This is a genomic window from Gimesia chilikensis (genome assembly GCF_007744075.1).
GTDB classification, from domain to species: Bacteria; Planctomycetota; Planctomycetia; order Planctomycetales; family Planctomycetaceae; genus Gimesia; species Gimesia chilikensis_A.
The window spans coordinates 925,912-950,000 of record NZ_CP036266.1 but is presented as its reverse complement, the minus strand read 5'-3'; the positions used below and the strand labels follow the sequence as shown (position 1 = coordinate 950,000).

Sequence of the window (24,089 nt, the reverse complement as noted above, 5' to 3'; positions counted from 1 at the left end):
AGATTTATTTCCAGAGCGAAGAGGGGGAAACCACAATCATCGCTCCCGGAACAACCTATAAAGAGATCAGCCGCAATCACCTGAAAGAGCCGACACTCGCGTCTTACGCCGTCGCCGGCGACACGCTGCTGATTCGCACGAAATCACAACTCTACCGGATTGGGAAGTAAGACCTCGATTCACCGTTAACCCTTTTTATTTGATCCGGCGTTCCCTGCCGATGTGAGCGGGCACTGCGATCTCTGTTGTGTGAGATCCCTGCCCGACACGTCCGAAGAGCGCCCCTGCACGATTGCTCGACACTAGAATTTCAAACGCATGACCGCTCCAGTACCTTCAGAAGAACCTGTTAAAAAAATTGTAGTTGCCTCCGACCACGCCGGTTATCGCTACAAGCGAAGAATCATCGAACACCTGACGCAACAGGGCTACCAGGTCGAAGATTTCGGCACCGATTCGACCGAGTCAGTCGATTACCCGGACTTTATCTTCCCCGCCGCCAAAGCGGTGGCTGCAGGTGAGTTCGAGCGTGGCATAGTGCTGGGAGGGTCAGGAAACGGCGAAGCGATTGCCGCCAACCGAGTCAAAGGGGTGCGATGTGCGTTGTGCTGGAACGAGAAGTCAGCCCGACTGGCACGACAGCACAACAATGCGAATATGATCTCGCTGGGCGAACGCATGGTCTCGATGCATGACGTGTATGAGATCATCGACATCTGGCTGAGCACCCCCTTTGAAGGGGGACGTCACCAGAGACGCATCGAAAAACTGGACGAGTAACAACTGGACGACTTACACAGACAGGCTGTGACACTTCCGGGTGTCACAGCCTGTTTTTTTTGTACGCGTCGCTTCAGTGAACGTCAAATCTCAGGGATTGCTTTTGAGATCGAACTGGAACGAGGTGTGATCGGCGTCGACAGTCGCTTTGAGGGTCGAGTCTTGATTGTACGCCGCAGGGATCTTCCCGGGAGCCGGTTTCTGCTTGCCTCCTTCATCCGAGTTCCCTGCATCGTCGGGAGCCTCTCCCATGCCTTCGGGATTACCGGCCATCCGAATGCGGACCGTTTTTTCTCCGGTCAGACAACCGGACTTTTCGGTGTTGAACATCAGGTCGAAATTGCCGCTGGAGTCTGTCACCCCCGCGGAATAAGTACCATCGGGGGCTTCGAAGGCAACCTCGGCACCAGACAGGGGCTGCCCGTCGAGGGTCACGGTTCCGGAGACATCGACCAGACCGAGCTGGCTGTAATCGGGATGGATCGAACCGCCACAGCCAACCGTTGCACTCAGCAGACAAAGGGTCGCCAGCATTCGAACCGCGCGACCGGAAATCAGAAACAGTTTCATCAGAGATCACCTTTAAAATCAATCAGCAATGGATGTTACGGAGTGACGACTTCCCGGCCATTGCGTGTGGCCAGGCCGCGGTAGACGTTCAAATCCATATTTTCTGAGAGGAAATGAACCGAGCCATCCGCATAGGCCATGTGTCCGCCCCCGACGTGCCAGCTGCCGTAAGAAAGTTCCATCAGATGTCCGCTGACGGTCGGTTCGGTACGACGGGCATTCATGCGGGGATAGGCTGAGCCGACGAATTCGGTGAACTCCGTTCCGCCTGTGCCATTGTTACAACCGCAGGGATCGGTCTGGGGAGAACCGATGATCCAGTGGTCCATGGACTGCCCGTCTTTACCGAAATCGATGTCGGTTTGTGTTTCGCCGAGCATGAAGGTATTGGAGGTTCCATCTTTGATATCGCGGAGTACGACGCTGCTGCAGGCGTAGAACAAACCGTTCTGCGTGGTGTCCTCCAGCGATTTGGTGCCCGTGATCTTGGTTGATTCATCATCCGAAGACGCTTCTGAGCCGGAGTTCCCGAGGTAAGTCGAGGGGGCCCGGTTCGGGATACCGTTGAAACTATAGTGCTTTTTGATGGGAGCACTGGGGCAGACGAGTACGGGGAGATAGGTGCTGGCAGCGGTGGTGTTGGCAGATCCGGAGTCCCAGTTGCCGTCACCTGATTCCTGGAAGATGAGGGTGTTGTAAATGTTGGCCCGGTCGATCATGGGTAGAATCATGGCACTCCAGCCGGCCCCGCGCTGATCCCAGCCGAAGGGGAGCAAACCGTGGACATCGTGGTAGTTGTGCATGCCGATGGCGAGTTGCTTGAGATTGTTTTTGCATTGGGAGCGACGGGCGGCTTCGCGTGCCTGCTGAACGGCGGGCAGGAGCAAGGCGATCAGAATGGCAATGATCGCGATGACGACCAGCAGCTCAATCAGGGTAAAGCCGGTGCGTCGTCGGGGTGCGTAGGCGTTGGGTAACATTCGGTTTCCTCACATGAACGGGATAAAGCAATAACGAAATCAGGTGTGTCTGTTTCCACCTGATAGAATCAGTCTGCGAGCCAGGCAGTAAAATTGCTGATGTTCCAGATACTGCGGCGGCGGGTTGGTGGTGTGCAGGCAGCACAGCCGGAATGAGCGGGAACTCAGCCTGTAAACGCAATACTTTATACCCGGCCTGTTGAAAGATTTAATGAAGCGCCGGTAAATACCGGGCAGCAGAGAGCACTCTTATTTTGAAAAAATGTGTACTGCAGCCCGTGGTTCCAAGGCCACCCCGCCAACCCCATAACCACCTTCATCAAAGACACTTACAACCGAACCACAAGCTGTTCCACCAGGGTATTCAGGGCGATCTCTCAGCAGTCTGCAGTGCTGAAAAACGAGACATTCCGCTGCAGTAAGAAGATTTCGTGAGTTTCGTTTGAAGCCCTGATCAATCTTGCCGGAGAAGTGTGCTGCATAAAAAAACGCCCCGCAAAAACGGGGCGTTGTGAGGCTGGCGTTCGCTCTGCTTCAGGAGATCGCGCGGCGGATGATGTTGTGTGTAATTCGCTGCACACGTTCATCGGGTCCGTGCGGTCGGGACCAGTGTGACCAGGGAAGCATGTGCCCGGGCGGGCTGGAGAGGTCCTGACACCAGAAGATGGTCGAGGCGTTAAACACGAAGTTGTTCTTCGGGCCGGGATAAATCGTGGCGGTCCACTCCTGTGGATTGACGCCTCCCTGCAGGGCGGTTCCCTTAGCCACGACTTCGAGTCCGGGAATATCCTGAGGCGGATCGCCGTGATATTCCCAGCCGATAAGACCGGGAATCGAGTCTCCTTTTTTCATGCCCGTCCCTGCGAAGATCCAGTGGTCGGGCAATTCGCAGACCCAGTCGCCGCCCCCGTTGACCGGATCGACATTGCGGGATCCCATCAGATAACCTTCGTCGGGACCGCGGTGCGGGAAGGGGCCGTTGTCCCGCTCACGGTCTTCGGCGTATTTATATTTTCCGCCGTAGGGGCCGCCGCGGAACATGATCCGTTTGGGACGCCCGTCGGTGCTGTTCATCAGCGGGGTGACCCAGCAGACGGAATTACCAGAGAAGAAGAGCAGGTTCACGCCCGCGTCGCGCATCTTGACGGCCGACTCGTACTGGCGAATATCCCAGTATTCATCGTGGCCCACCGAGAGGAACGACTTACATTTCAGTCCGTGATCGGGGGTGATCATATCACTGTTGGAACAGTAGGTTACATCGTAACCATGTTTCTCCAGCCAGTAGGCGAAGGGGAATTCAAAGCAGAGCCATTCCCCGGAACCGAGTGACTGCGGGTTCTCATAGATCTGGGCATACTTGGAGTAGGGACGGTCAAAGCTGACGTCAGCCCAGGGCCCCTGATTCCCTTTGGGATGCGTGTAAACCGAATAGTTGCTGGGCCACTTGTTGTAAGCCTGCCAGGTGTTATCGGAACACTGGAAGAGGATGTCCGCGGGTCGATCGTCCTTGACGATGAAGACGACATAGCTCTGCCAGTAGCCGTGGCCGGTCTTGTCTTTGAGTGTGGAGAGTCGGCCCAGGTAGACGCCACTCGGCCAGTCATCGGGAATCGTCAGTGTGACCGCGGAGTCCCAATGGCATTCGTGCAGATTCTTTTTACCCGGTTGGGGAACGGGCTGCGGTTTGCCCTCGAACGGGCCGAGTGTGGTCATCAGCCGGGCACCGCGACCGCCGTAATAGCCGGTGCGGAAGATTTCGATTTTGAACTCTTGCGCCGGTCGGGTGGAGACCATGATGTCGATCGGCTCGCCGGCGGCGACGCTCTGCTTCGAACAGTAGCCTTCAATCTTGGACGAACGAAATCCGTTGCGGCTGTCGAGCATGACGCGGGTGAGCTGCCAGTCGGTGGATCCTTCTTTGAGGTTTTCCCGATGAATTAAATCGGGGTCTGCTTTGGCGGCGTGGGCACTGTTGAGTGAAAAGTTTCCTGCGAGTGAAGCCAGCGATGTCGCGACGGCCCCTTTCAACAGATTCCGGCGATCTGCATCTATCTCTTTCATGTTGCTGATTCCTAAATTCGCTGTGGTCGATTCGGTCGCAGAAATTCGGTGTGGCGGTTTCCAATAATTATTTAGGACGCTTAATTTTCTGCTTCTGCCTTTATGATAACCTTAACTTCATTAAAATAAGAAGTACAAATAAATGCTTTTTCATATCAGCCCATGATTCATCGGCTGTCGCGCAGACGGTCTGTCGGCATCATGGCAACGACGCGGAGTACTCAGTGGCCTCATTCTCAATTGATCAGACGGAAAGCCGAGCCTTTTATCAGTCACTTACGAAACAGCTGCATGAGGAGTTGGACGAGCTCGAGCCAACACTCATTCAAACACGACGCACACTGCATCAGAAACCGGAAATCAGCGGGGAAGAAAAAGAGACTTCGCAACTGATCTGCAACACGCTGCGTGAGATCGGCCTGGAACCGCGGCTGATGAATAACGATGTGGGTGTGGTCGCCGACATGACGCTGGGAACGCCGACCGAGGACGCACCACTGATCGCGATTCGGGCCGACATCGATGCACTGCGGATCACCGACCTCAAAGAAGTTGATTACTGCTCGCATAATCCAGGTGTCGGTCACCTGTGCGGCCACGATGCTCATACGTCGATTGCCCTGGGTGTGGCGCTCGCTGCGGGCCGGGTGAAGGAGCTGTTCCAAAGTGAATGGCCGGGGCAGGGATTACGGCTGCGGTTCATTTTTCAACCGGCGGAAGAGATCTGCATGGGTGCCCGCTGGATGGTGGAACAGGGAGCCCTGGAAGGGGTGAGTGCGATCATCGGGCTGCACATGGATCCGGAAATCCAGGCGGGAACCGCGAACATCCGCTATGGCGTGATGACAGCGTTCTGCGATGAAGTCCATTTTGAAATTCATGGGCGCGGCGGACACGCGGCCCGTCCGCATCATGGAAATGATCCCATCACCACGGCAGCCCAACTGATTTCGAGCCTGTATCAGAACCTGCCCCGCTCGATCGACTCGCGTATGCCGGCGGTATTTACCATTGGTCAGATCTCCTCGGGGCTGGCACCGAATGTGATTCCCGAAATTGCGGAACTGAAAGGGAGTCTGCGTTCCACCAACGATCAGGCACGCGAAGTCCTGCATGATCGGATTCAGAATATCGCCAGCGGCGTCGCTCAGAGTACGAATACCCGGATCGAGGTGCTGTTCAAATCGCCTCTGCCCGCGGTCGTGAATGACAAAACGATCTCGGCTGCTCTGGAACAGGCGTCGATCGACGTACTTGGGCTTGAGCAGGTCGGACTGATCGATCTGCCCAGCATGGGGGGTGAAGATTTTTCCATTTATCTGCAGCATGTTCCCGGTTCGATGTTGCGACTGGGCTGTGCTCGTCCCGATCAAAAAACGGTGTTTTTGCATTCTCCCTATTTCGATATCGATGAGCGTGTGCTTAAAATAGGAAGTCGCATCTTATTGCAGGCTGCTCTGCTGCTTTCGCTGAACCCGCAACTCATCCAAAAAGGGAATTAGTACGATGGGGACCCTCTCTTTTGCCCGTAACGATTATCCGACCCTGGGTGTGGAACTGGAACTGCAGCTCGTCGATGCGGAGACGTTTGCCCTTTCGAATTCGGTTTCGGAACTGTTAAGTGGTCTGCCCGAGGGCATGGGCCAGTCGATCAAACCGGAGCTGATGCAGAGCTACCTGGAAATCAACACGGGCGTCTGTCGTACGGTGAGTGATGTCCGCAAAGATCTGACACGCAAACTGGAAGCGGTGACCAACGTCGCCGACGAGCTGGGGCTGAAGCTGTTCTGGGCCGCGACGCACCCCTTCTCTTCCTGGCGGGATCAGAAGATCACAGTCAACGATCGTTATTACGAACTCGTCGAACTGATGCAGGACGTAGCCCGTCGACTGGTGACCTTCGGACTGCATGTGCATGTGGGCGTTGATTCGGGTGACAAAGCGGTGATGGTCTGCGACCGGATGCTGCGTTACCTGCCTCTGCTGCTGGCACTCTCGTCGAACTCGCCGTTCTGGGAGAACCGCAACACGGGCCTGCATTCGAACCGTTCCAAGATCATGGAAGGCCTGCCGACTGCGGGGCTGCCGCCGAACATGCGGAACTACAGCGAATACACGTGGCTGATCAACCACCTGATCAGCACGGGATTCATCAACACGATCCGCGAGATCTGGTGGGACATCCGCCCGCATCATAATTTCGGCACCGTGGAAATCCGCGTGTGCGACATGCCAGCCAACCTGGAGCAGGTGCTGTCGATCGCCGCGTTCGTGCAGTGCCTGGTGAAATGCATTTCGGACGAAATCGATGAAGGCGCCTACCAGTTACAGCATCACCCGATGATGGTGCAGCAGAACAAGTGGCGGGCGACCCGCTACGGCATCGATGCGAGCCTGGTCAACAGCGACAGCTACCAGCTGTATTCGGTGATCGATTCGACGACACACCTGGTCGACCTCGTCTCTCCAATGTCGGAACGCCTGGAGTGTACGGACGAATTACAGCGGATCTACGATCTGGTTCATAACTCCGGTGCCAAGCGGCAGTTGGCCATCATGGAAGAGACCAACGATAAACGGGAAGTCGTGAAGCGGATGATCGAGGAAAATAGCCTCTTCTGATTTCATGACGCCGCTTCTATAATCATTTAGTCCGCGATCCATTCGAACTGTCACCCCGCGTTTGCAGGAATCTGTTTTCGTGTCTGATTCAGACCCTCAGTCTCCAGAAGAAACTCCCACCGTCGAAACGACGTCCGCGTCGAGCGGGGAGATTCCGCAGACACCCCACGAGAAAGTACGTACGTTTCCGACCACGCCCGGCGTGTACCTGATGAAGGACGCGCAGGGCCGCGTGATTTACGTGGGGAAAGCGGTGAACCTCAAAAGCCGCGCGTCGAGTTATTTCACCCAGGCAGCCGCGGTCGAACGCAGGACGGCGGAACTGGTAACCGAAATCGCGGACATCGATTATCTGGAGACCGAGACCGAGGTCGACGCCCTGCTGCTCGAAGCGCGGCTGATCAAGGATATTCGGCCCCGCTTCAATTCCGAACTCAAAGACGACAAGACCTTCCCCTACCTGGAGATCACCACCCGCGAAGATTTTCCCCGCGTCGAGTTCACCCGCACCCCCAACAGCAAAGGGACGAAGCTCTACGGCCCCTTCACCAACGCGAAACAGCTGCGGGGGGCGATCACGGTGCTGCAGAAGATCTTCCGGTTCCGCAACTGTTCGCTGGACATCGATGAGGGGGACGAGAAGTGGCGCTGGTTCCGTCCCTGCCTGCTGCACAGCATCAACCAGTGCACGGCGCCCTGCAATCTGCGGATCAGCAAAGAGGACTACCGCAAGGACATCAACAAGCTGAAGCTGTTCCTGGACGGCAAGAAGGACCGGCTGCTGAAAGAGATGCGGAAGGAGATGCTGGCGGCGTCCGAACAGCGACTCTACGAAAAAGCGGCCCGGCTGCGGAATGAAATCGAGCTGCTGGACAACATCAACCTGCGGGGCAACCTGGAAGACCATGCGCAACCCGAGGTGTTTTACATCGACCCGAAGAAAGGCATGCAGGGGTTGAAGAAAGTCTTCGGCCTGGCCGAACTGCCGCGACGGATCGAGGGGGTCGACATCGCGCATCTGCAGGGGGGCGAAACGGTGGCCAGCCTGGTGCAGTTCATCGACGGTCTGCCCTTTAAGCATGGTTACAAGCGGTTCAAGATTCGCACCGTCAAAGGGATCGATGACTTTGCCTCGATCCGCGAAGTGGTCAGCCGACGCATCCGGCGCCTGCACCAGGAGGGGGAATCGTTTCCCGACATCCTGCTGATTGACGGCGGCAAAGGTCAGCTCAACGCCGCGATGACCGCGATGCGCGAACTGGGGGTCGAGCCCCCGTTCACAATCTCCCTGGCCAAACGCGAAGAAGAGGTCTACGTCCCGGGTGAAGTCGAACCCCGCCGCCTGAGCCGGCATTCCTATGGCTTAAGACTGCTGCAATACGTCCGCGACGAATCGCACCGCTTCGCCCAGCATTATCATCACCTGCTGCGGAAGAAATCGCACTTTGATGAGTGAGGAGTGAATCCCATCCCCAAGTATTTCCAAGAGTTTGAAAATGAGAGCTTCTTATTTTATTACTGACTGCGATGTTACACTGGAGCTAATTTTTGAATCTGTCAAAGCCGTCCCGGATCGTTTTGATATTCATTTCGATGACAAGATTATTGCACTAGAGGTCATCAAACCATATGGTCAGTATGAGTTCCTCAAAATAGAAGAAGAGACACGCGCAGCATTACTCGAAGAATGGTATGAAGAGAATGAGATATTCGAACTCCTTTTCAATAACCCGCTGATCCCGGGAAAGACTCGTGCATTCTATTTGACATTCAGTCAACTCATCCCGGCCAGCAAACTACTCAAGTATGTGACTCAAAGTTTAATTGCTAATCCGAGTGTGAAATTTGTGATTTACGACTGTATGAATCAGCCCGTCCAGCCCACGGAATTCCTCGAAAGTTTGCTGGAAGATTAAACTAGCTCAAGCTATTTGAGCACACGCAAGAAGCGTACATCCCAGTCGTCAGTCAGTTTGTTCGGTTTCTATGTTCCAGAAACTCCTTTTACGACATTTCGGGAGCCCGATTCCGATGTTCTTCAAAATCATCCCCATCGTCTTCGAATAGTTCGAAGTGTTCCTCGATAACTTTCAGTTGTTCGAGGATATCAGTAATTAAAGCCATCAGTCTCCCGCTTGCATTTCATGAGCTGTCAGTTCTGCTTCGAGGAACTCTCTGAATGAATTGAACACTTTTAAAAACTGCTCCGGCTCTTCATCGCTCCACTTATAAACTGCTCCCTTCCGTTTTTCAGCCAGTCGAAAGAAGAGGATCTGTTCGCCATACCGGTCGGCAAAGACGAAGGCATCTTCAGGGAGTGAAATTGATTCGGCAATCAGTTCTCTTGTCCGCTCGGTTAAAGAGAGCATGGCTGGATAGAAAAAGTCCAGATCACTCATGAAATGTCCTGCAGCGCAGCCGATGAGCGACAGAGTTTCCAGATAATCTGCAGGGAGTGGTGCCGCCGCACATTTTTCTATTTGCCTGAGCTGCTTCTGCGTGCATCCTCTAATTTCATCAGGAGGGCAGAGTTCTGCTCGAATCAGGCGTTCCAGTAATTGTTCCGGCTTCGACATTTGGGTTCTTTCGCGATTGGGGGCTCGGTGTAATATTACTTAGTAGTATCCAGCACACGCAAGAAGCGTGCATCCCAGTCGTCAGTCAGTTTCTGTCTCCCTTCCGCGTAGCCAGCACAATACTCCACAAAACAGTCCGGCTGATTAAACTCCGGGTCCAACTGACTGAGTTGCAGCCAGGTTGCTCCGACCGCTAAAGGAGTACTCCCTTTGCCGACGGAGTAGCCGGCTCCCCAGGCAAAACACTGTCGCTTAAACTGGTGTTTGAAGATGATTTGGGCTGATTTCTCTCCCAGACGAGTACGGCCGGTCGTCGCCCAGAGCACACCGGCTTCATAAATTCCGGAACCAAATTCTTCCACTTCTTCCTGCAGCATTACGGTATATTCCCAAAGCCAGTCCGAAGCAGGATCACGCTTGTGGAACAGATACAACCAATCCTGCTTCTGAATGTGTCGCTCATCCAGAATATTAAAGAAAGACTCACCAACCCGGGGATAGAGCAGGACCATTCGAGACAGGAGCTCGTGCTGGAGTTTTTGATTATTGACCTGTTGAGCCGCACGAAATGCGGAATAGTAGAGGCAGTTCAGATCGTTGATCATATTAAAAGCCTCTTCTTGCTGGGGATCATAAAGTCGCCCGCTCTGTTCCAGCAGTTTCTTTGAAGCCAGCTGCAACAGTTGTCGATCTTGACGAAGCCGGGCCGTTTCCAGCGTGAGGAATAGACAGAACCGCCAGAGCTCGCTGTCTTCGTGCTCCAGCAGAGCCGACAGGTCAGCTTGATTTGAAGGGTCGGGCGTTTTGCGTAACAACTCCAGTAATGACTTCGTCCCTGAGACAAAACGTGCGAATTCTGGAAAAGCTGGCCGGTTCTCCGGCGAGAGCAGCCGGGAAACGCTGGTCAGCACTTCCGGATTTTCAAGAAAATCTGACTGCCAGACCCGGAGTGCCAGTCCTGCATCTTGCCTGGCCAACAGTTCGACTCCCCTTTCGTAAGCAGCGTACCAGCCACGATGGGCACACCCCAGACCGAACGCTTTGTCAATCTGACCGGAAAGTTGGCGTAACTCAGGCGAACGTTGTTCTGCAGGAACGATTGTCAGCATGGCAAACAGACATTGGGCTACTTCCGCTTTGACGGGGTGCCAGGTGAAATGATAGTACCCCTTGGCTGGATACTTTTTTTCCAGAAGCTGTAAGGCGTGCGGTACCAGTGCCTGCACATCCGGTTCCAGTTTTTGCAATTCCGCCTGGGGATCTTTGCTCTGGAGTGCCTGATCATAACGGGCGGAAAATCGCAGGAGGGCCACCATCGACTGGTCCAGTGACGCAATTGGTTTCTGTTCCTGTGCCAGTAGCTGCGTAATGACTTTTTCGGGTGGTACTTTGTTATGTCCGACCAGACTGGTCAGTTTTCGGGAGAGGGGGAGTTCCGAGCGGGGCGCATACTGGAGCCCCGCCCAGTAAAGCCTGTTCCGCCAGCAATGAGACAAGCGGATTTCAGCCTCGGTCAGACTATCGGCCGGCCAGATTTCCAGTAATGACGCAGTCTCCTTTTCATCGCGCTGTTTCGCCACAAATTTCAAATACTGCGACCGGGCAACAGAGAGTGAATCGTCAGCTGGATCACTCTCATTTTTGAGTATCGAACGCGCCATTTGGAACAGAACGTCTTCACCTGCCTGGCAGACAATGGGAACCGTCTGTATGAGGAAGATGACGAGAATCAGGTAACATCTGCTGCTGGCTAATGGGATCTTCATCTCAATTCATCCACTTAGTGGGAAAGCGATTTCGAGCTGTTATTGCTGACGGATCATCAACGAACAGAAATGATTCCCCTCGCCGGTAGACCAGAAGATATCAGCAGACTCGTGTGTTCAGATACTCATTCCGTTACGATAGGATACCTGTTTGCCGGTCTTGCACCCAACACTTTTTTCCATTTCCTGATTCTAATTCAACGGTCAAGTGTGTCATGAACCAGAGTGAGTGCCTCGATTTTCTGACTCGACATCAACCCATGCCTGCGGATGATGACTGGGATGCCGAATGCGAAGCGCTCGATGAAGTGGTTCGGTATTTAACTGAGCACCCCGGCATTGAGGCGCTGCCACTGCTGTTGACTGTGTTCGGACCCGGTGATGGCTATGGTGTGTACCAGACAATTGAAGTGGCGGTGATACAATATCGGGCGGAGGATGTGGTACCACTCTTGTTGGAAAATCTCGGTTCTCCCGCTAGAGATATCGTCTATTGGAATGCCCAGATCGCGGCGAATTTTCCGGATGAAAGGCTGATCGACCCACTGTCTATTCTGGTGCGTTCTGCAGATGAAGATATCCAGGCGGCCAGCCTGATCGCTGTAGGACAGATCAAATCACCGCGTGTGCTTGCGCTGCTGGAGGAGGTGTCCCGTTCGCCACTGACGGAAGAGATTCGGGAATTAGTCGGAAATCTCATCGACGATCAGCGACAGGCTGATATTTCCTGACCGCCCCTGAGGGATTATTCAAGACCATAATCGGTCCTTCAATTCCGTGGAATAGACTGGTGCCTGTTCCAGCGTAACAGGCATTAATTCCCGTCATAAATCTTTCACTTCTCCCGCTCACCTGTCGGAATCCTGTTTCTATCTTTCAGAGCGAATCGCGAAACAGGTAGGACAGATTCTCGGTCAGGAAGAGTTCGACTTTTTCGTCGGAATCGTTGATTCCCGGATAGACGCCGCAGGCCTGGTAGCGTTCGTAGAAATCGGCGGCCAGGGGATCGGGGATTTCTTTGACGGTGCCTTCCCCGGGTGTGAAGCAGTAGCCGGGTCGATGCGCTCCGATGGCGTCATCGCGTGGCTGCTTGAACGAAATCAGGCCCGTTAAGCGGGTCCAGAGTGTTTCGTCTGGTCGACGGGCGACGATCCAGCTGTTCGTGTTATACCGCAACCGATTGTGGTGCTCCAGGTAATACTGGCTGAGTGCTTCATCTTCGATCCGCAGCAGCAGTTCCGTGTTGATGTACAGCGAACGGGGATCCAGATTGGGTGAGCCGAGTAGTGTCGTTGTGCCATCAATGATGAAATACTTGCAGTGCAGGGTCGTATGCAATTGCTCACACTCAAAGGGATTCGCCCCAAAGCCGGAGGCCGGCTGTTCGTCCGTTTTCTGATTCTCATCAGCAAGCCTTGGAAAGCTGGGAATGACATCGGCCGCATCTTCGGGGACTGCGCGAATTTCATGCAGACAGGCGTGGAACCGGTTGAGCAGCTTTTTTCGTTGTTTGAGTCCCGCCGCATAGGTGTAAAGGTTGTCTGTGGAAACCAGGCTGTTTGTAACAATCGAGAGCAGAAAGCCGTCGTTTTGCGCACGCAGTTTTTCCAGTCGCTCGAACCACGAAACCGGAAAGATGGTGATGGGTGAAGTGAGATGAATGCTTTTCCGGGCTGAGGCCAGAGCCTCTTCCAGCCAGTTCCCCGTCTCGTCCGGTAACCGGGTGTCGACACGAGGCTGATCATAACAGAATTCGATCGAGCGGGGCTCAAAAATGCGCGCGGTATAGTCGGGGCAACACTCTGCTGCGATGGTTGAAAAAGGTTCCGGCAGATTAGAAGCGGCATCAGAATCAGACGGTGCCGTGGCATCCTCTTGCTCCGTTGCGAAATCCAGCAGGTTCACACTCAGATCGTGATCCCAGAAGCGGGCAAATGCGTCGTGTGCTTCGGTAACGACGGGACCGCTGACCAGAATTTCGGTGTCGGTGAAACAACGAAAACGGTGCATGTCGAAATACTCATCACCCAGATTGCGGCCTCCCAGGATGACGCAGGCATCGTCAAACAAGGCGATTTTACCGTGCATCCGGCGGTTCAACGTTTCGCCGGAAAGCGCCGCCGCCCACATGACTTCCACATCCCCGGGTTCCATCTTCTCTACAACGGGGTTAAACAGCCGTACTTCAATCTCACTCGCAGCTGCGAGCTGACGCAGGCGTGGTAAAATTGAGTCTTCTGATTGCAGCGTGACCCAATGGTCGAGCAGGATCCGTACTTCCACACCTTCCCGGGCACGGCGTTCGAGTTCGTTGACCAGGAAGTTTCCCGCCCGGTCATTCCGCCAGAGAAAGGTACTGAACCAAATGCGATGCTGCGCGTGGCGGATCAGTCGTTTGCGGCAGTCAAATGCGGAAAGACCTTCGCTCAGCGGTATGCATCGATGCTCGCTGGCGGGAACCAGAAAAGAGGAAAGCACGGAAGAGGCCGAACTGCTTCGACTCATATTAGAGTTTTAATTCCACTTTAACAGGAAAATGATCAGAGGCTTGACGCGCGCCTGGAGAGGCGAGTACCTGGCTGGGCTGAGGCTCCAGAGCCCCACCCGTGAAAATACGATCTAATTGTAGCAATGGAAAACGGCTGGGGAAAGTGGCACGCGGCTTTCCTGTCGGAATGCACTCTGACAGCAGGGTACGAAGCCTTCTGATCGCCCGCGACTGTCCGGTTGTATTAAAGTCTCCCAGCAGGATCGATGCCTCGTGTTCGGTACCGGTCTGCTGAATCAACTCACACAAAGCTTGCATCTGGAGCAGATTTTCCCGGCGGTGCACGCTCAAATGTGTGTTCAGGATCGAGATCGATTTCCCCTGCCACTCTGCCTGGATTTGAAAGACACCCCGCGGCTCGCTTAACGGGCTCAGCAGGGGCAGGTGAAACTCCCGGGAATCGATCAGCAGTAAGTCTTTACGCGACAGAAAAGCCAACCCGTAGCGCCCCTGATTTTCGTGTCGACTTTGAAACTGAGTCCAGTCCACCAGACTGAAAAAGTGTGGTGTCATCTCCAGCCTCCGACCGATCTCTTCCGCCTGATGGATTTGATCTGTGCGGGGGCAGTCTACATCAACTTCCTGCAGAGCGACCACGTCCGGCTGAGCGTCACCAAGCACATTCACCACATCATCCAGAGACGGCTCCAGCCTGGCCGAGCGGCACGAATGAATATTGTACGACACAAAGCGGAGTGAGTCTCTCTGCACATTGTCCCTTTCAAGAGAGGACACCCTGATCTTCCGCCTGCGCTATTGAGCTACCGCAACGGGAGACCAGCAGGTGTCTCCGGAAGTTCCTGTTAAACTTCCTCGTCAATTTCATTCTCAGCATTGTCGTAGGAATTCTTAAGATTGTCCCAGGCGGTATCCAGATCCTGTTTGAGACCTTCCCAGGCATCCGCGGAGGCGTCATTAAACTCTTCGAGTTTCTCACTTACGTGGTCGCGCTGCACTTTCAGCTCGTCCAACTGTTCGTTCCATTTGACCTTCGCGTCATCTTTCAGATCGCTGCCTTTTTCCTGCAGTTGATCGATTTTGACGTTCAGTTCTCTGAGCTGTTCATCCAGCTTGGCCGCGTATTCATCGTGCTTCTGCTGCGTGAACTTTTTAGTGGTGTCGTAAGCTTCGCCGAATTCCTTAGAAACGTCCTCTTCGGTTACCGGGTCAGTGATCGGTTTTTTCACGACGACCGTTTCAGAAGTATCCTCGTTCGCACAAGCGACCAGGAACAGACTGAGACACAGACAACAGGGGGTTACAAATTTCATGGCGTTCTCCTTTTTGTTGGTGAGGGATTCTGCTTAAAGCGGCTACAGCCGCAATCGCCTCTGTGTGACAGACTGTCGCAAAACACATGCCAGTCCCCAATCGGCCCGATCTGGTGGAAATACTGGTTTCTGACCGCGCAGCCTGCTTGCTGATCTGTCACCAAATGAATTGTCAGAGAGCGGGCGATCGTTGTGATTTCATTCGCTCCCCACACCACATTCAGTTAGAATTCAGATTTCTGCTGAATTGACTTTCTTTTCAACGAGTTCTGTAAACGACAGAGGAGTCCCCGATGCAGCGCTTCGCCGGGAGAGTGTTCTGGTTTGTGGTGTTACTGCTGAGCATACCGATGGTTGTGACCGCGGCACCGTTGAATGTGGTCTACATCATTGTCGATGATCTCGGCGCCCACGACCTGGCCTGTTACGGGAATACGTTGCATCAGACGCCGCACATTGATCGACTGGCGCAAGAGAGCATGAAGTTCACGCAGGCGTATGCGGCTTCGCCGGTCTGCAGTCCGACACGGGCTTCGTTGATGACCGGCAAGAACCCGGCCCGATTGAAGATGACCGTCTGGCATGAACAGGCCAAGTCGCACCGCAAAACAAAGCGGCCGCTGATCGAAGGGAAGTCGCTGCCCAACCTGACGCATGCTGAAACCACCATCGCCGAACGGCTGCACCAGGCAGGTTACCGGACGCTGCACGTCGGCAAATGGCATCTGGGTGAAGCGGGCTTTTATCCTGAGAGTCACGGCTTTGAAGTCAACATCGGCGGCACACTGTGGGGCGCACCGCAGACGTTCTTTTATCCCTTTGCCGGGGACAGACATTACGGACACGAGTTTCGCTATGTGCCGGGTGTGCTGGAGCGGAGTGACAAAGACGACTACCTGACCGATCGGCTGACGGACGAAGCGATCCGCCTGCTGAAGTCGTCGGCTAGCGGTAAGCGTCCCTTTTTTCTGAACATGGCTTATCACACGGTGCACACACCCATCGAGGGGAAGCCGGATGTGGTGAAAGCGTACGAGAAAAAAATCCAGCCGTACTCTCCCTGGCAGAACGCCGAGTATGCGGCGATGGTGGCCAGCCTGGATGAGAACGTGGGCCGGATTCTGAAAACGCTGGAAGAGTTGAAACTGGACGACAGGACCGCGGTGCTTCTGATGTCGGACAACGGCGGTTTCATCAACAAGTACGAGGGTAAGACGGTCACGAACAATCACCCGCTCCGTTCGGGGAAAGGGTCGCTGTACGAAGGGGGGATCCGCATTCCCCTGCTCGTCCGCTGGCCGGGCGTGACGACTGCGGACAGCGTCTGTGGAGAGCCGGTAGTGACGTCTGACCTGTATCCGACCCTGATCGATCTGCTGGAACTGCAAGCAGACCAGGAGCAGCGGGACGGGGTTTCGCTGAAGCCGCTGCTCACCGGTGTAACTCAGAAACTGAAACGCGACCGACTGCACTTTCATTACCCGCATTACTATCCCACGACCACGCCCGCCAGCGCAATGCGGGCCGGGAACTGGAAGCTGATTCATTACTACGAAGACGATCGCAATGAGCTGTATGACCTCAGCCGGGATCCGTCAGAGACGACCGATCTGTCAGAGCAGAAACCAGAGCAGGCACAACAGTTGTGGAATCAGTTGCACGCCTGGCTGAAAGAGGTCGGTGCGAGTTTTCCGCAGGAGAATCCGGAGCGGCGGAGGTGATGAGTCATCCTCCCCCATCTCAAGACGACGAAGCATGGAAACCAGCGGCTGCCGGCTGTTTATGGGGGATTGGCACATGGATGTTTCTGATTGGTATCGCAATCCTGATTGAGTTCTTGCTCAACTCAGGCAGCGGTCCGGGAGCGGGAAGCCCGGGGATGGCTCCCATTCCAGCAGTGTTCCTGGTCGCCCTGTTTCTGGGCTGGATTCCGGCCGGCATCGCTGGTTTCTGGAAGTATCGGAAACAGAAATCCAAATGACAGAACCGGATTACCGTTCCCCCGGATTTCGTGGGGAGATGCGTATTTTCTCGCCGGTAAAGGGGTTGGTGATTTCTACCGCTTCGGTTGCCGACGGGCCAAAGTCCAGCAGATCAATGCCGTTGAGCCAGAGCTCAAAGAACTCCGTGAGCGAATAGTTCTGCGGCGTGAGTGTGCCAGCATCAAAGGTCGTGATGAGATAACGGGGATCGTGGCACTCCACGCAGGAAAAAATATTGTCGCTCCATTCGCAGAAGGGGAGCAGACCGGGCGGCCAGATTTCCCCCTCCGATTCGTGATCGGTCTTCAGCTGCTGATATGTTTCCAGTAGATCACCAAAGTCGGACGTGGCTCCCCCGGCAAGGCCCATCACACCATACCCGGGCCCGAAACCGCCGTTTGCGAATTGCAGGTAACACTCGCTGAGTAAGGTGGGAAGCGAAAAACCCAGCTGCTGTTCGGCGTGTTCGAGCATAACCGGTGAGACGGGAGGGAGCAGTTCTACGGAAGACTTTACCTTTGTGAAAGTTTTGATTCGCTCAATTAGCTGTTCGTGCATATGAAATATTTTCCATCCATATTTCTGATTTGGATTAAAACCACATCCTATGTATCAATGAATTGAACGCATCACATTTCATCGAGCCACTCGGTCAGTTCTGCCTGCAGAAATTCGCTGAAACTCGCGTTCAGAGTCTGTGCGATTTCGCCAACCATGTTATCCCAGATGACGACGGGGCACTCGTTGTCCCCCCTTGTCTGGGAGGTATCGAGACAAAAATACTCCTCATCGTTTTCGTTGCGGAAGATGACCAGTGATGCCGGCAGCCCGATCTGCTCCCGTTTGCGTAAGGTAAACCAGACACAGTTGGGAATGCCGGAGTGATCGAAATCAGCATTCGGCGTCAGACCGTAGTATTCGTAGCCGTTAAAACTCAGATTCCCCCACTGCGACAGGTACGCGCGGAAGGAAGCGGGAAAGGTGACTCCCAGCCGGTCCTCAGCGGCTGCGATCATTTCGTCCGACTGTCCGCCGGCGATGCAGGCGTCCGCCTGTTTCAACAGTTGCTCGATATCGTCATTGCGGGTCATGCAGTCATCCTGTGCGCTGTTGCTGGACTGGGGGAACAGAGATCGCAATCATAATAGCAGATCTCTGCCGATTTATAACACAAGCTTCATTATTCCCGTCTCCCGATCTGTTACACTCGACTGATTCTGAACGATTCAGCATCGGTTGACTGGTTTTCAATCCTGGATCGTTTCCCGCCCGGAATTCAAATCGTACCTGCATAAGCGAACCCGTTGATTCGAAATCAGAAAGATGCGTCCCGTGTTGAAATTGACTTCCTGCCTGTGTCTGTTGACAGTCTGCTGCAGTCTGACTCTTCCCGTCCTGGGTGAAGAGAAATCCCGCTGGGAACATAAGAAAAACTACGAGAAGATGATTGTCGAGCCGACGCTGCCGGTCGCCACCGATGTACCGGACCGGATTCTGCTTTCGTGGAAGCAGGACCCTGCCCGTTCCTTTTCCGTCACCTGGCGGAGTAAAGCGGGAGCCGATGCGGTTGCTGAAATTGCGCCAGCCGAAACGGGGCCGCAGTTCGTCAAGCAGGCCCGTCTCATCCCGGGTGAAACGTCGCCTCTCAAAACGAACCTGGGAACCGTGCACATGCATGCGGCGACTTTTGAGGATTTAAAGCCGAACACGTTATACGTCTATCGCGTGGGTAGCCGCAGAACGGTTCCGCTTTCCAAAGCAGATCAGGAAGACGTGGAGCCGCTGACTGCGGAGTACGCCTGGAGTGAATGGATTCAGTATCGCACCGCGCAGGAATCCGAGGGAGACGTAGTCGCACCGGTCAGTTTCGTGTATGTCGGTGATGCTCAAAATGACGTAAAAAGCCACTGGTCGCGACTGATTCGGGAATCGTACCGCGATGCCCCGCGGATGACTTTCATGCTGCATGCCGGCGATCTGGTAAATCATGGCAATCACGACCAGGAATGGGGCGAATGGTTTTACGCCGGTAGTGGCATCTTTTCTGCGATCCCCCAACTGGCGGTCCCCGGCAATCACGAATATGCGCGCGATCCGTTTGCGGAGAAACCTGAGGGGGAGGAATCGCTGCCCAAAACACTCAGCCGTCGCTGGGGACAACGCTTTGAGTTTCCCGACAACGGGCCCAAGGGTTCTACAGAAAATATTTTCTACGTCGACGTACAGGGCGTGCGGATCATCGGCCTGGATTCGAACCGGGAGATTGAAGCCCAGACCGAGTGGCTGAAGAAAGTCTTAAGCAACAACCCGAATCGCTGGACGATTCTGACGCATCATCACCCGATCTATTCCTCCAGCGTGAAACGCGATAATCCCGAACTCCGCAAGACGTGGCAGCGTCTGTATGAAAAGTACCACGTGGACCTCGTGCTGCAGGGACACGATCACAGCTACGGACGGACCGGACCGATATCGCTGCAACTGAGTCGTCAACTCGAAACCGAAGAGAACGTGGCGACCGGCCTGCGGGTGGCGGATCAGTCGGGCGGCCCGGTGTATGTGGTCTCCGTCAGTGGCCCGAAGATGTATGAATTAAAGCAGTACCCCGCCGAAGCGATTCAGACAGATCCCTTCCGCCGCCGCACCCAGGGCAAGCAGTTGTACCAGGTGATTACCGTCGAGCAGGATCGCCTGGTCTATCAGGCCAAAACGGTGACTGGCAAGTTGTACGATCAATTCACGATTACCAAAGATAAAGCGGGGAAAAACGTGTTCGAGGATCAGGCACCGCCGGTGGAGGAGTAGGTAGAGCAACGGAATTGAAGTATGCACGAAAACTCTTCATTCCCTACTGACGTTGATGACTGCAGGCTTTATAATTTCAGAGACTGCTTCTTCCGTCTTCTGTCTCTGCTGAAATCAAGTCTGTCCCAATATGACCGAGACTACGCACCAATCCGATTCCCGCCCTGACAGCAGGTTGGATCGGGTTGTCGCGCGGATCACCGCTGCCATCACGGTACTGTTGTGGATCGGACTCAGTGTCTGTTATGCGTGGCAGCCGGATGCGTGTGCTGCGGTGACGGTTTATCCGAGCTGGTGCTGGTTTGGCTGTGGTGTGGGACTGGCGCTGATATTGTTACGGGCGAATCGCAGACGTTTCGCCCTGGCTTCGATCGGGCTCTGGTTGCTGTTCCTGGTGGTGTTTGCGGATACGCCGCTCAGTCTCTGGCGGGGGCTGTGGAAGAGTGCTGATCCGGCCTGGCGCACACAGGCGGGAGAGCGGGTTCCATTGCGGGTTATCTCACTCAATGCACATGGCAGCAGTCGCGCGGTGGCGGCACTCGAACAATATGAGGCGGACCTGATTCTGATCCAGGAAACGCCGAGTGTGATTCAACTCCGCGACATCAGCCAGCCACTCCTGGGAGAGGATGCAGGCCTGCTGGCGGGGGTTGATTCTTCGATTTTGAGTCGCACGCCAATTCAGCCGCTGGCGTCGACGGTCAGCTTTGTGATCGGCAAAGTGCGCCTGCAGACCGGTCGCGAGATCGCCGTGGTTTCGCTGCGACTGACACCGCCTCCATTCCGGTCGGATCTGTGGAACCCGGAATGCTGGCGTGCGTATCGTGATCAACGGATTCTGCAGCGGGACGAACTGCGTACACTCAGTCGCCGACTAACAGAGCTGCCTGCAGACCTGCCATTGATCGTGGGTGGGGACTTCAACGTCAACCCGCGGGATCCGATCTTCAGGGAACTGCCTCCACGGCTGCGTGATGCTTTTATGAGCGCAGGAGCGGGCTGGGGCTGCACGATTACCAACGCGGTTCCCTTCCTGCGGATTGACCAGATCCGGTGCGACACTCACTATCAGCCGGTCCGCGTCGAAGCCCAGCGAGCCGAAGATACGGACCACCGGGCCGTGATCGCAGACCTGCTACCGAACTGAATTGACATACGAACACTTACTGCATGGCCAAGCACTCTGCCTTTTTTCCGTGCATGATTTGCGCGCATTCTCGGCACATGCTCTCCAGACTGGCATAGCTTGCTGGTTGTCTTTCCAGCAGCAGACAATTTTCTCCAGATTGGGCGTCCGCCGGGTGCAAGGTCGGAAGGGCTCTATTTCGGGGGGAATAAGTGGTGAAAATCCCGTCCCTCTGCTTCCGGGAGTCGACAACATCCTTTGCGGGGTCAGCGGGGAGCCGATTGTGACAGTAAATCGGGTTATCAGCTGCGGTTTGGCACACCTTCTGCTATTGTTAAGAATCATTCTTCTTCACAGGAAGTTCTGAGCCAATCTGGTGTAAGCTCGCGGGCGAATCACCCGCCGATCGACTCCAGTTTCGAAATCAATCACATAAATACAATTAGATATAACCTCACTCAGAATCTCCGGATGCGGGTTCCCTGGAGCGGCACGTGGCAATGACTGCCCGGCGACGTGAACGGATCAGGCCGCCAGGCCCGCACTCTTGATTATCCTGGATGAATCTCCGTTTCACCGGTGATGCGCTTCACGTATGAGTGGTATCGGCCGGTTGTTTTGTCAGTCGTATTAATCGCCCTATGAAAAGGTCAAAACAGTGAACACAGCAACTTCGAGTGCGTCCACTTCGTATTCCGGTGGCAGCAATGGCACCAAAACCACCGTTGGTTCAACCCGTTCCGCCGCCATCGCCGCAGTCACCAGCTACAAGCCAAGTTATCCTCCGATGAACTACAAAGAAGAACCCACCGCACAGCTTTTCAATGCCAACGTCTTCTCCAAGTCAGTTATGAAAAAACGACTGCCGAAAGAAGTCTACAAGAAGCTGGTCAAAACCATCGAAGCTGGTGAGAAACTGGACTGCTCAACTGCAGACGTTGTTGCTTCCGCAATCAAAGACTGGGCCATCGAAAAAGGTGCCACTCACTACGCACACGTTTTCTACCCCCTGACCGGTTCCACCGCAGAAAAGCACGACAGTTTCCTCTCTCCCGATGGAGACGGCGGTGCGATTGCTGAATTCAGCGGTTCACAGCTGATCCAGGGTGAGCCCGATGGTTCGAGCTTCCCGACCGGTGGTATCCGCGTGACATTCGAAGCCCGCGGTTACACCATCTGGGACGTCACCAGCCCCGCTTACATTCTGGAAAACACCAACGGAACCACTCTGTGCATTCCGACCGCATTCGTTTCCTGGACCGGAGAAGCTCTCGACAAGAAAACTCCCGTGCTGCGTTCGATGCAGGCTCTGAACACCCAGGCACAGCGAATTCTGAAGTTGTTCGGTCACACTGACGGCAGCTTGGTTTCTTCAACCGCCGGTCCCGAACAGGAATACTTCCTGGTCGACAAGAACTTCTACTATGCCCGTCCCGACCTGCTCAACGCCGGTCGTACCCTGTTTGGCGCCAAGCCTCCCAAGGGACAGGAATTTGACGATCACTACTTCGGTGCCATCCCCGACCGTGTTCTGTCTTTCATGTTTGAAGCAGAACGCGAACTCTTCAAACTGGGGATTCCCGTTAAAACCCGTCACAACGAAGTGGCTCCGGGTCAGTTCGAAATTGCTCCGCTGTTTGAATCTGCGAACATCGCAACCGACCATCAGCAGTTGCTGATGACCACGCTGCGACGCACTGCAGAAAAACATGGCATGGTCTGTCTGACACACGAAAAGCCTTTCGCTGGCGTGAACGGTTCAGGGAAACACGTCAACTGGTCAATGGGTAGTTCCTCTCAGGGCAACCTGCTTGATCCTGGCGATACGCCTCATGAAAACGCCCAGTTCCTGCTGTTCTGTGGTGCCGTCATCCGTGCGGTTCACAAGTTCCAGGGTCTGCTGCGATCCGTCGTCGCATCTGCCAGTAACGACCATCGTCTGGGTGCCAACGAAGCACCTCCAGCGATCATCTCGGTCTTCCTGGGTGATCAGTTGACTGACGTCTTCGAACAGATTAAAGCCGGTGGTGCTAACTCTTCGATTCCAAAGGGCACACTGACCGTCGGTGTCGACGTACTGCCTCCGCTGCCGAAAGATGCGGGCGACCGTAACCGAACCAGCCCGTTCGCTTTCACCGGTAACCGGTTTGAATTCCGAGCTGTCGGTTCTAACCAGTCTATCGCCGGTCCGCTGGTTGCGATGAACACCATCGTCGCTGAATCACTGGATTACTGTGCGACCAAACTGGAAGAAGCCACCGGTGGCGACCCTGCCAAACTGAACTCTGCCCTGCAAACTCTGCTGACCGAGATCATCAATGAGCATGGTGCCGTCATCTTCAACGGCGACGGTTACAGTGACGAATGGCACGCTGAAGCGGAAAAACGGGGTCTGTTGAACCTCAAAACCACCGCAGATGCTCTGCCGATTCTGCAGACAGAAGAAGTCAAAGAACTGTTTACCAAGTACAGCGTCCTGTCGGAACGCGAACTGGAAAGCCGTCTGGAAATTTACCTTGAGCAGTACGTCATGTCGATCAAGGTCGAGTATAACCTGACACTGAAGATGGCCAAGACCATGATCTTCCCGGCCGTCATCCGTTACCAGGGCGAACTGGTTTCCAACTGTGCCAGCCTGAAAATGCTGGACTACGAGTTCGACACCAAGACCCTCGACAAGGTAACTGCACTGGTGAAAGCCCTGCAGGACAGTATTGGCGAACTGGAAGCCGCTGGTGCCGAAAACGGATCGGAAGATCTGCTGGCCGAAGCGAACTACTACTGCCATACGATTCTGCCGCTGATGAACAAAGTCCGCGAATATGCAGACGAACTGGAAGGTATTGTGGCCGACGATCTGTGGCCGCTGCCAACCTACCAGGAAATGCTGTTCATCAAATAATCGTCTTGATGAATAAGCTGGATTTTTCGGAACAGGAGCCGACCGGCACAGTGCTGGTGCGGCTCCGTTCCTATTTGAGCCACCGCCTTCGATTCCT

General features: G+C 54.6%; 22 protein-coding genes (1 of these 22 running past the window's edge). 12 read left to right on the top strand and 10 right to left on the bottom strand.

Translation table 11 applies throughout. The annotated features are described in order from the left end of the window. Together HG66A1_RS03725 and rpiB are read left to right on the top strand one after the other, a co-directional pair. Positions 1-170, top strand: the end of a protein-coding gene (locus tag HG66A1_RS03725; RefSeq protein WP_232102125.1) for a PQQ-like beta-propeller repeat protein. It extends 1,093 nt beyond the left edge of the window; only the last 170 of its 1,263 coding nucleotides appear in the window; its start codon lies off the left edge, out of view; its stop codon occupies positions 168-170. 148 nt (positions 171-318) lie between these two features. Next, positions 319-780 (top strand): ribose 5-phosphate isomerase B, encoded by a 462-nt coding sequence (gene rpiB, locus HG66A1_RS03720; RefSeq protein WP_145180915.1) that lies wholly within the window; start codon positions 319-321, stop codon positions 778-780. Positions 781-870: 90 nt separating this feature from the next. Here rpiB and HG66A1_RS03715 read toward each other — a convergent pair whose 3' ends face one another. The 3 genes from HG66A1_RS03715 to HG66A1_RS03705 all read right to left on the bottom strand — a co-directional run bounded on the left by HG66A1_RS03715 (position 871) and on the right by HG66A1_RS03705 (position 4,394). Next, entirely contained in the window at positions 871-1,350 is a 480-nt protein-coding gene (locus tag HG66A1_RS03715; protein WP_145180914.1) for a carboxypeptidase-like regulatory domain-containing protein, read from the bottom strand. A 35-nt stretch (positions 1,351-1,385) separates the two neighbouring features. After that, positions 1,386-2,330, bottom strand: coding sequence for a DUF1559 domain-containing protein (locus HG66A1_RS03710; RefSeq protein WP_145180913.1), 945 nt, complete (start codon positions 2,328-2,330; stop codon positions 1,386-1,388). Positions 2,331-2,864: 534 nt separating this feature from the next. Beyond that, positions 2,865-4,394 carry a N,N-dimethylformamidase beta subunit family domain-containing protein gene (locus HG66A1_RS03705; RefSeq protein ID WP_145180912.1) on the bottom strand — a complete coding sequence of 510 codons (1,530 nt, stop codon included), beginning with the start codon at positions 4,392-4,394 and terminating at the stop codon, positions 2,865-2,867. Positions 4,395-4,618: 224 nt separating this feature from the next. On the opposite strand from HG66A1_RS03705, the gene HG66A1_RS03700 reads away from it, so the two are divergent. The 4 genes from HG66A1_RS03700 (at position 4,619) to HG66A1_RS03685 (ending at position 8,932) form a co-directional block, all read left to right on the top strand. Further along, complete coding sequence (locus HG66A1_RS03700; protein WP_197996968.1) at positions 4,619-5,896, top strand: M20 family metallopeptidase; 1,278 nt, start codon at positions 4,619-4,621, stop codon at positions 5,894-5,896. A 4-nt stretch (positions 5,897-5,900) separates the two neighbouring features. Then, entirely contained in the window at positions 5,901-7,016 is a 1,116-nt protein-coding gene (locus HG66A1_RS03695) for a YbdK family carboxylate-amine ligase (protein ID WP_145180910.1), read from the top strand. Between the two features lie 151 nt (positions 7,017-7,167). Continuing rightward, complete coding sequence (locus HG66A1_RS03690) at positions 7,168-8,472, top strand: excinuclease ABC subunit UvrC (RefSeq protein WP_197997169.1); 1,305 nt, start codon at positions 7,168-7,170, stop codon at positions 8,470-8,472. A gap of 40 nt (positions 8,473-8,512) precedes the next feature. Further along, on the top strand, positions 8,513-8,932 hold the full coding sequence (locus HG66A1_RS03685; RefSeq protein ID WP_145180909.1) for a hypothetical protein: 420 nt from the start codon (positions 8,513-8,515) through the stop codon (positions 8,930-8,932). 207 nt (positions 8,933-9,139) lie between these two features. Here HG66A1_RS03685 and HG66A1_RS03680 read toward each other — a convergent pair whose 3' ends face one another. Together HG66A1_RS03680 and HG66A1_RS03675 are read right to left on the bottom strand one after the other, a co-directional pair. Continuing rightward, positions 9,140-9,592, bottom strand: coding sequence for an SMI1/KNR4 family protein (locus tag HG66A1_RS03680; protein ID WP_145180908.1), 453 nt, complete (start codon positions 9,590-9,592; stop codon positions 9,140-9,142). Positions 9,593-9,627: 35 nt separating this feature from the next. After that, a complete protein-coding gene (locus tag HG66A1_RS03675) occupies positions 9,628-11,358 on the bottom strand; it encodes a hypothetical protein (RefSeq protein WP_145180907.1) in 1,731 nt (576 codons plus the stop codon). Positions 11,359-11,573: 215 nt separating this feature from the next. On the opposite strand from HG66A1_RS03675, the gene HG66A1_RS03670 reads away from it, so the two are divergent. Next, positions 11,574-12,089 (top strand): HEAT repeat domain-containing protein, encoded by a 516-nt coding sequence (locus tag HG66A1_RS03670; protein WP_145180906.1) that lies wholly within the window; start codon positions 11,574-11,576, stop codon positions 12,087-12,089. Between the two features lie 145 nt (positions 12,090-12,234). On the opposite strand, the gene HG66A1_RS03665 is transcribed toward HG66A1_RS03670, so the two are convergent. From HG66A1_RS03665 to HG66A1_RS03655, 3 genes are all read right to left on the bottom strand, one after another. Beyond that, positions 12,235-13,863 carry a phospholipase D-like domain-containing protein gene (locus tag HG66A1_RS03665; protein WP_145180905.1) on the bottom strand — a complete coding sequence of 543 codons (1,629 nt, stop codon included), beginning with the start codon at positions 13,861-13,863 and terminating at the stop codon, positions 12,235-12,237. A 1-nt stretch (position 13,864) separates the two neighbouring features. After that, a complete protein-coding gene (locus HG66A1_RS03660) occupies positions 13,865-14,641 on the bottom strand; it encodes an endonuclease/exonuclease/phosphatase family protein (protein WP_197996967.1) in 777 nt (258 codons plus the stop codon). Positions 14,642-14,709: 68 nt separating this feature from the next. Next, entirely contained in the window at positions 14,710-15,177 is a 468-nt protein-coding gene (locus HG66A1_RS03655; RefSeq protein WP_145180903.1) for a hypothetical protein, read from the bottom strand. A 293-nt stretch (positions 15,178-15,470) separates the two neighbouring features. Between HG66A1_RS03655 and HG66A1_RS03650 the strand changes: the two genes are divergently transcribed. Both HG66A1_RS03650 and HG66A1_RS03645 read left to right on the top strand, forming a co-directional pair. Next, the gene (locus HG66A1_RS03650) at positions 15,471-16,898 is read left to right on the top strand and encodes a sulfatase (protein ID WP_145180902.1); all 1,428 of its coding nucleotides are present in this window, start codon (positions 15,471-15,473) and stop codon (positions 16,896-16,898) included. Then, positions 16,898-17,158 (top strand): hypothetical protein, encoded by a 261-nt coding sequence (locus HG66A1_RS03645; RefSeq protein WP_145180901.1) that lies wholly within the window; start codon positions 16,898-16,900, stop codon positions 17,156-17,158. The genes HG66A1_RS03650 and HG66A1_RS03645 overlap by 1 nt, the downstream gene beginning before the upstream one ends. 10 nt (positions 17,159-17,168) lie before the next feature. Here the strand turns inward: HG66A1_RS03645 and HG66A1_RS03640 are convergent, their stop codons facing one another. Then, complete coding sequence (locus HG66A1_RS03640; RefSeq protein WP_145180900.1) at positions 17,169-17,717, bottom strand: SMI1/KNR4 family protein; 549 nt, start codon at positions 17,715-17,717, stop codon at positions 17,169-17,171. A 71-nt stretch (positions 17,718-17,788) separates the two neighbouring features. Further along, positions 17,789-18,250 carry an SMI1/KNR4 family protein gene (locus HG66A1_RS03635; RefSeq protein ID WP_145180899.1) on the bottom strand — a complete coding sequence of 154 codons (462 nt, stop codon included), beginning with the start codon at positions 18,248-18,250 and terminating at the stop codon, positions 17,789-17,791. Between the two features lie 241 nt (positions 18,251-18,491). Between HG66A1_RS03635 and HG66A1_RS03630 the strand changes: the two genes are divergently transcribed. The 3 genes from HG66A1_RS03630 (at position 18,492) to HG66A1_RS03620 (ending at position 23,992) form a co-directional block, all read left to right on the top strand. Continuing rightward, positions 18,492-19,964, top strand: coding sequence for a purple acid phosphatase family protein (locus HG66A1_RS03630; protein ID WP_232106746.1), 1,473 nt, complete (start codon positions 18,492-18,494; stop codon positions 19,962-19,964). A gap of 130 nt (positions 19,965-20,094) precedes the next feature. Then, positions 20,095-21,111 carry an endonuclease/exonuclease/phosphatase family protein gene (locus HG66A1_RS03625; protein ID WP_145180897.1) on the top strand — a complete coding sequence of 339 codons (1,017 nt, stop codon included), beginning with the start codon at positions 20,095-20,097 and terminating at the stop codon, positions 21,109-21,111. A 766-nt stretch (positions 21,112-21,877) separates the two neighbouring features. Further along, on the top strand, positions 21,878-23,992 hold the full coding sequence (locus HG66A1_RS03620; RefSeq protein WP_145193673.1) for a glutamine synthetase III: 2,115 nt from the start codon (positions 21,878-21,880) through the stop codon (positions 23,990-23,992). The last annotated feature ends 97 nt before the right edge of the window (positions 23,993-24,089 follow it).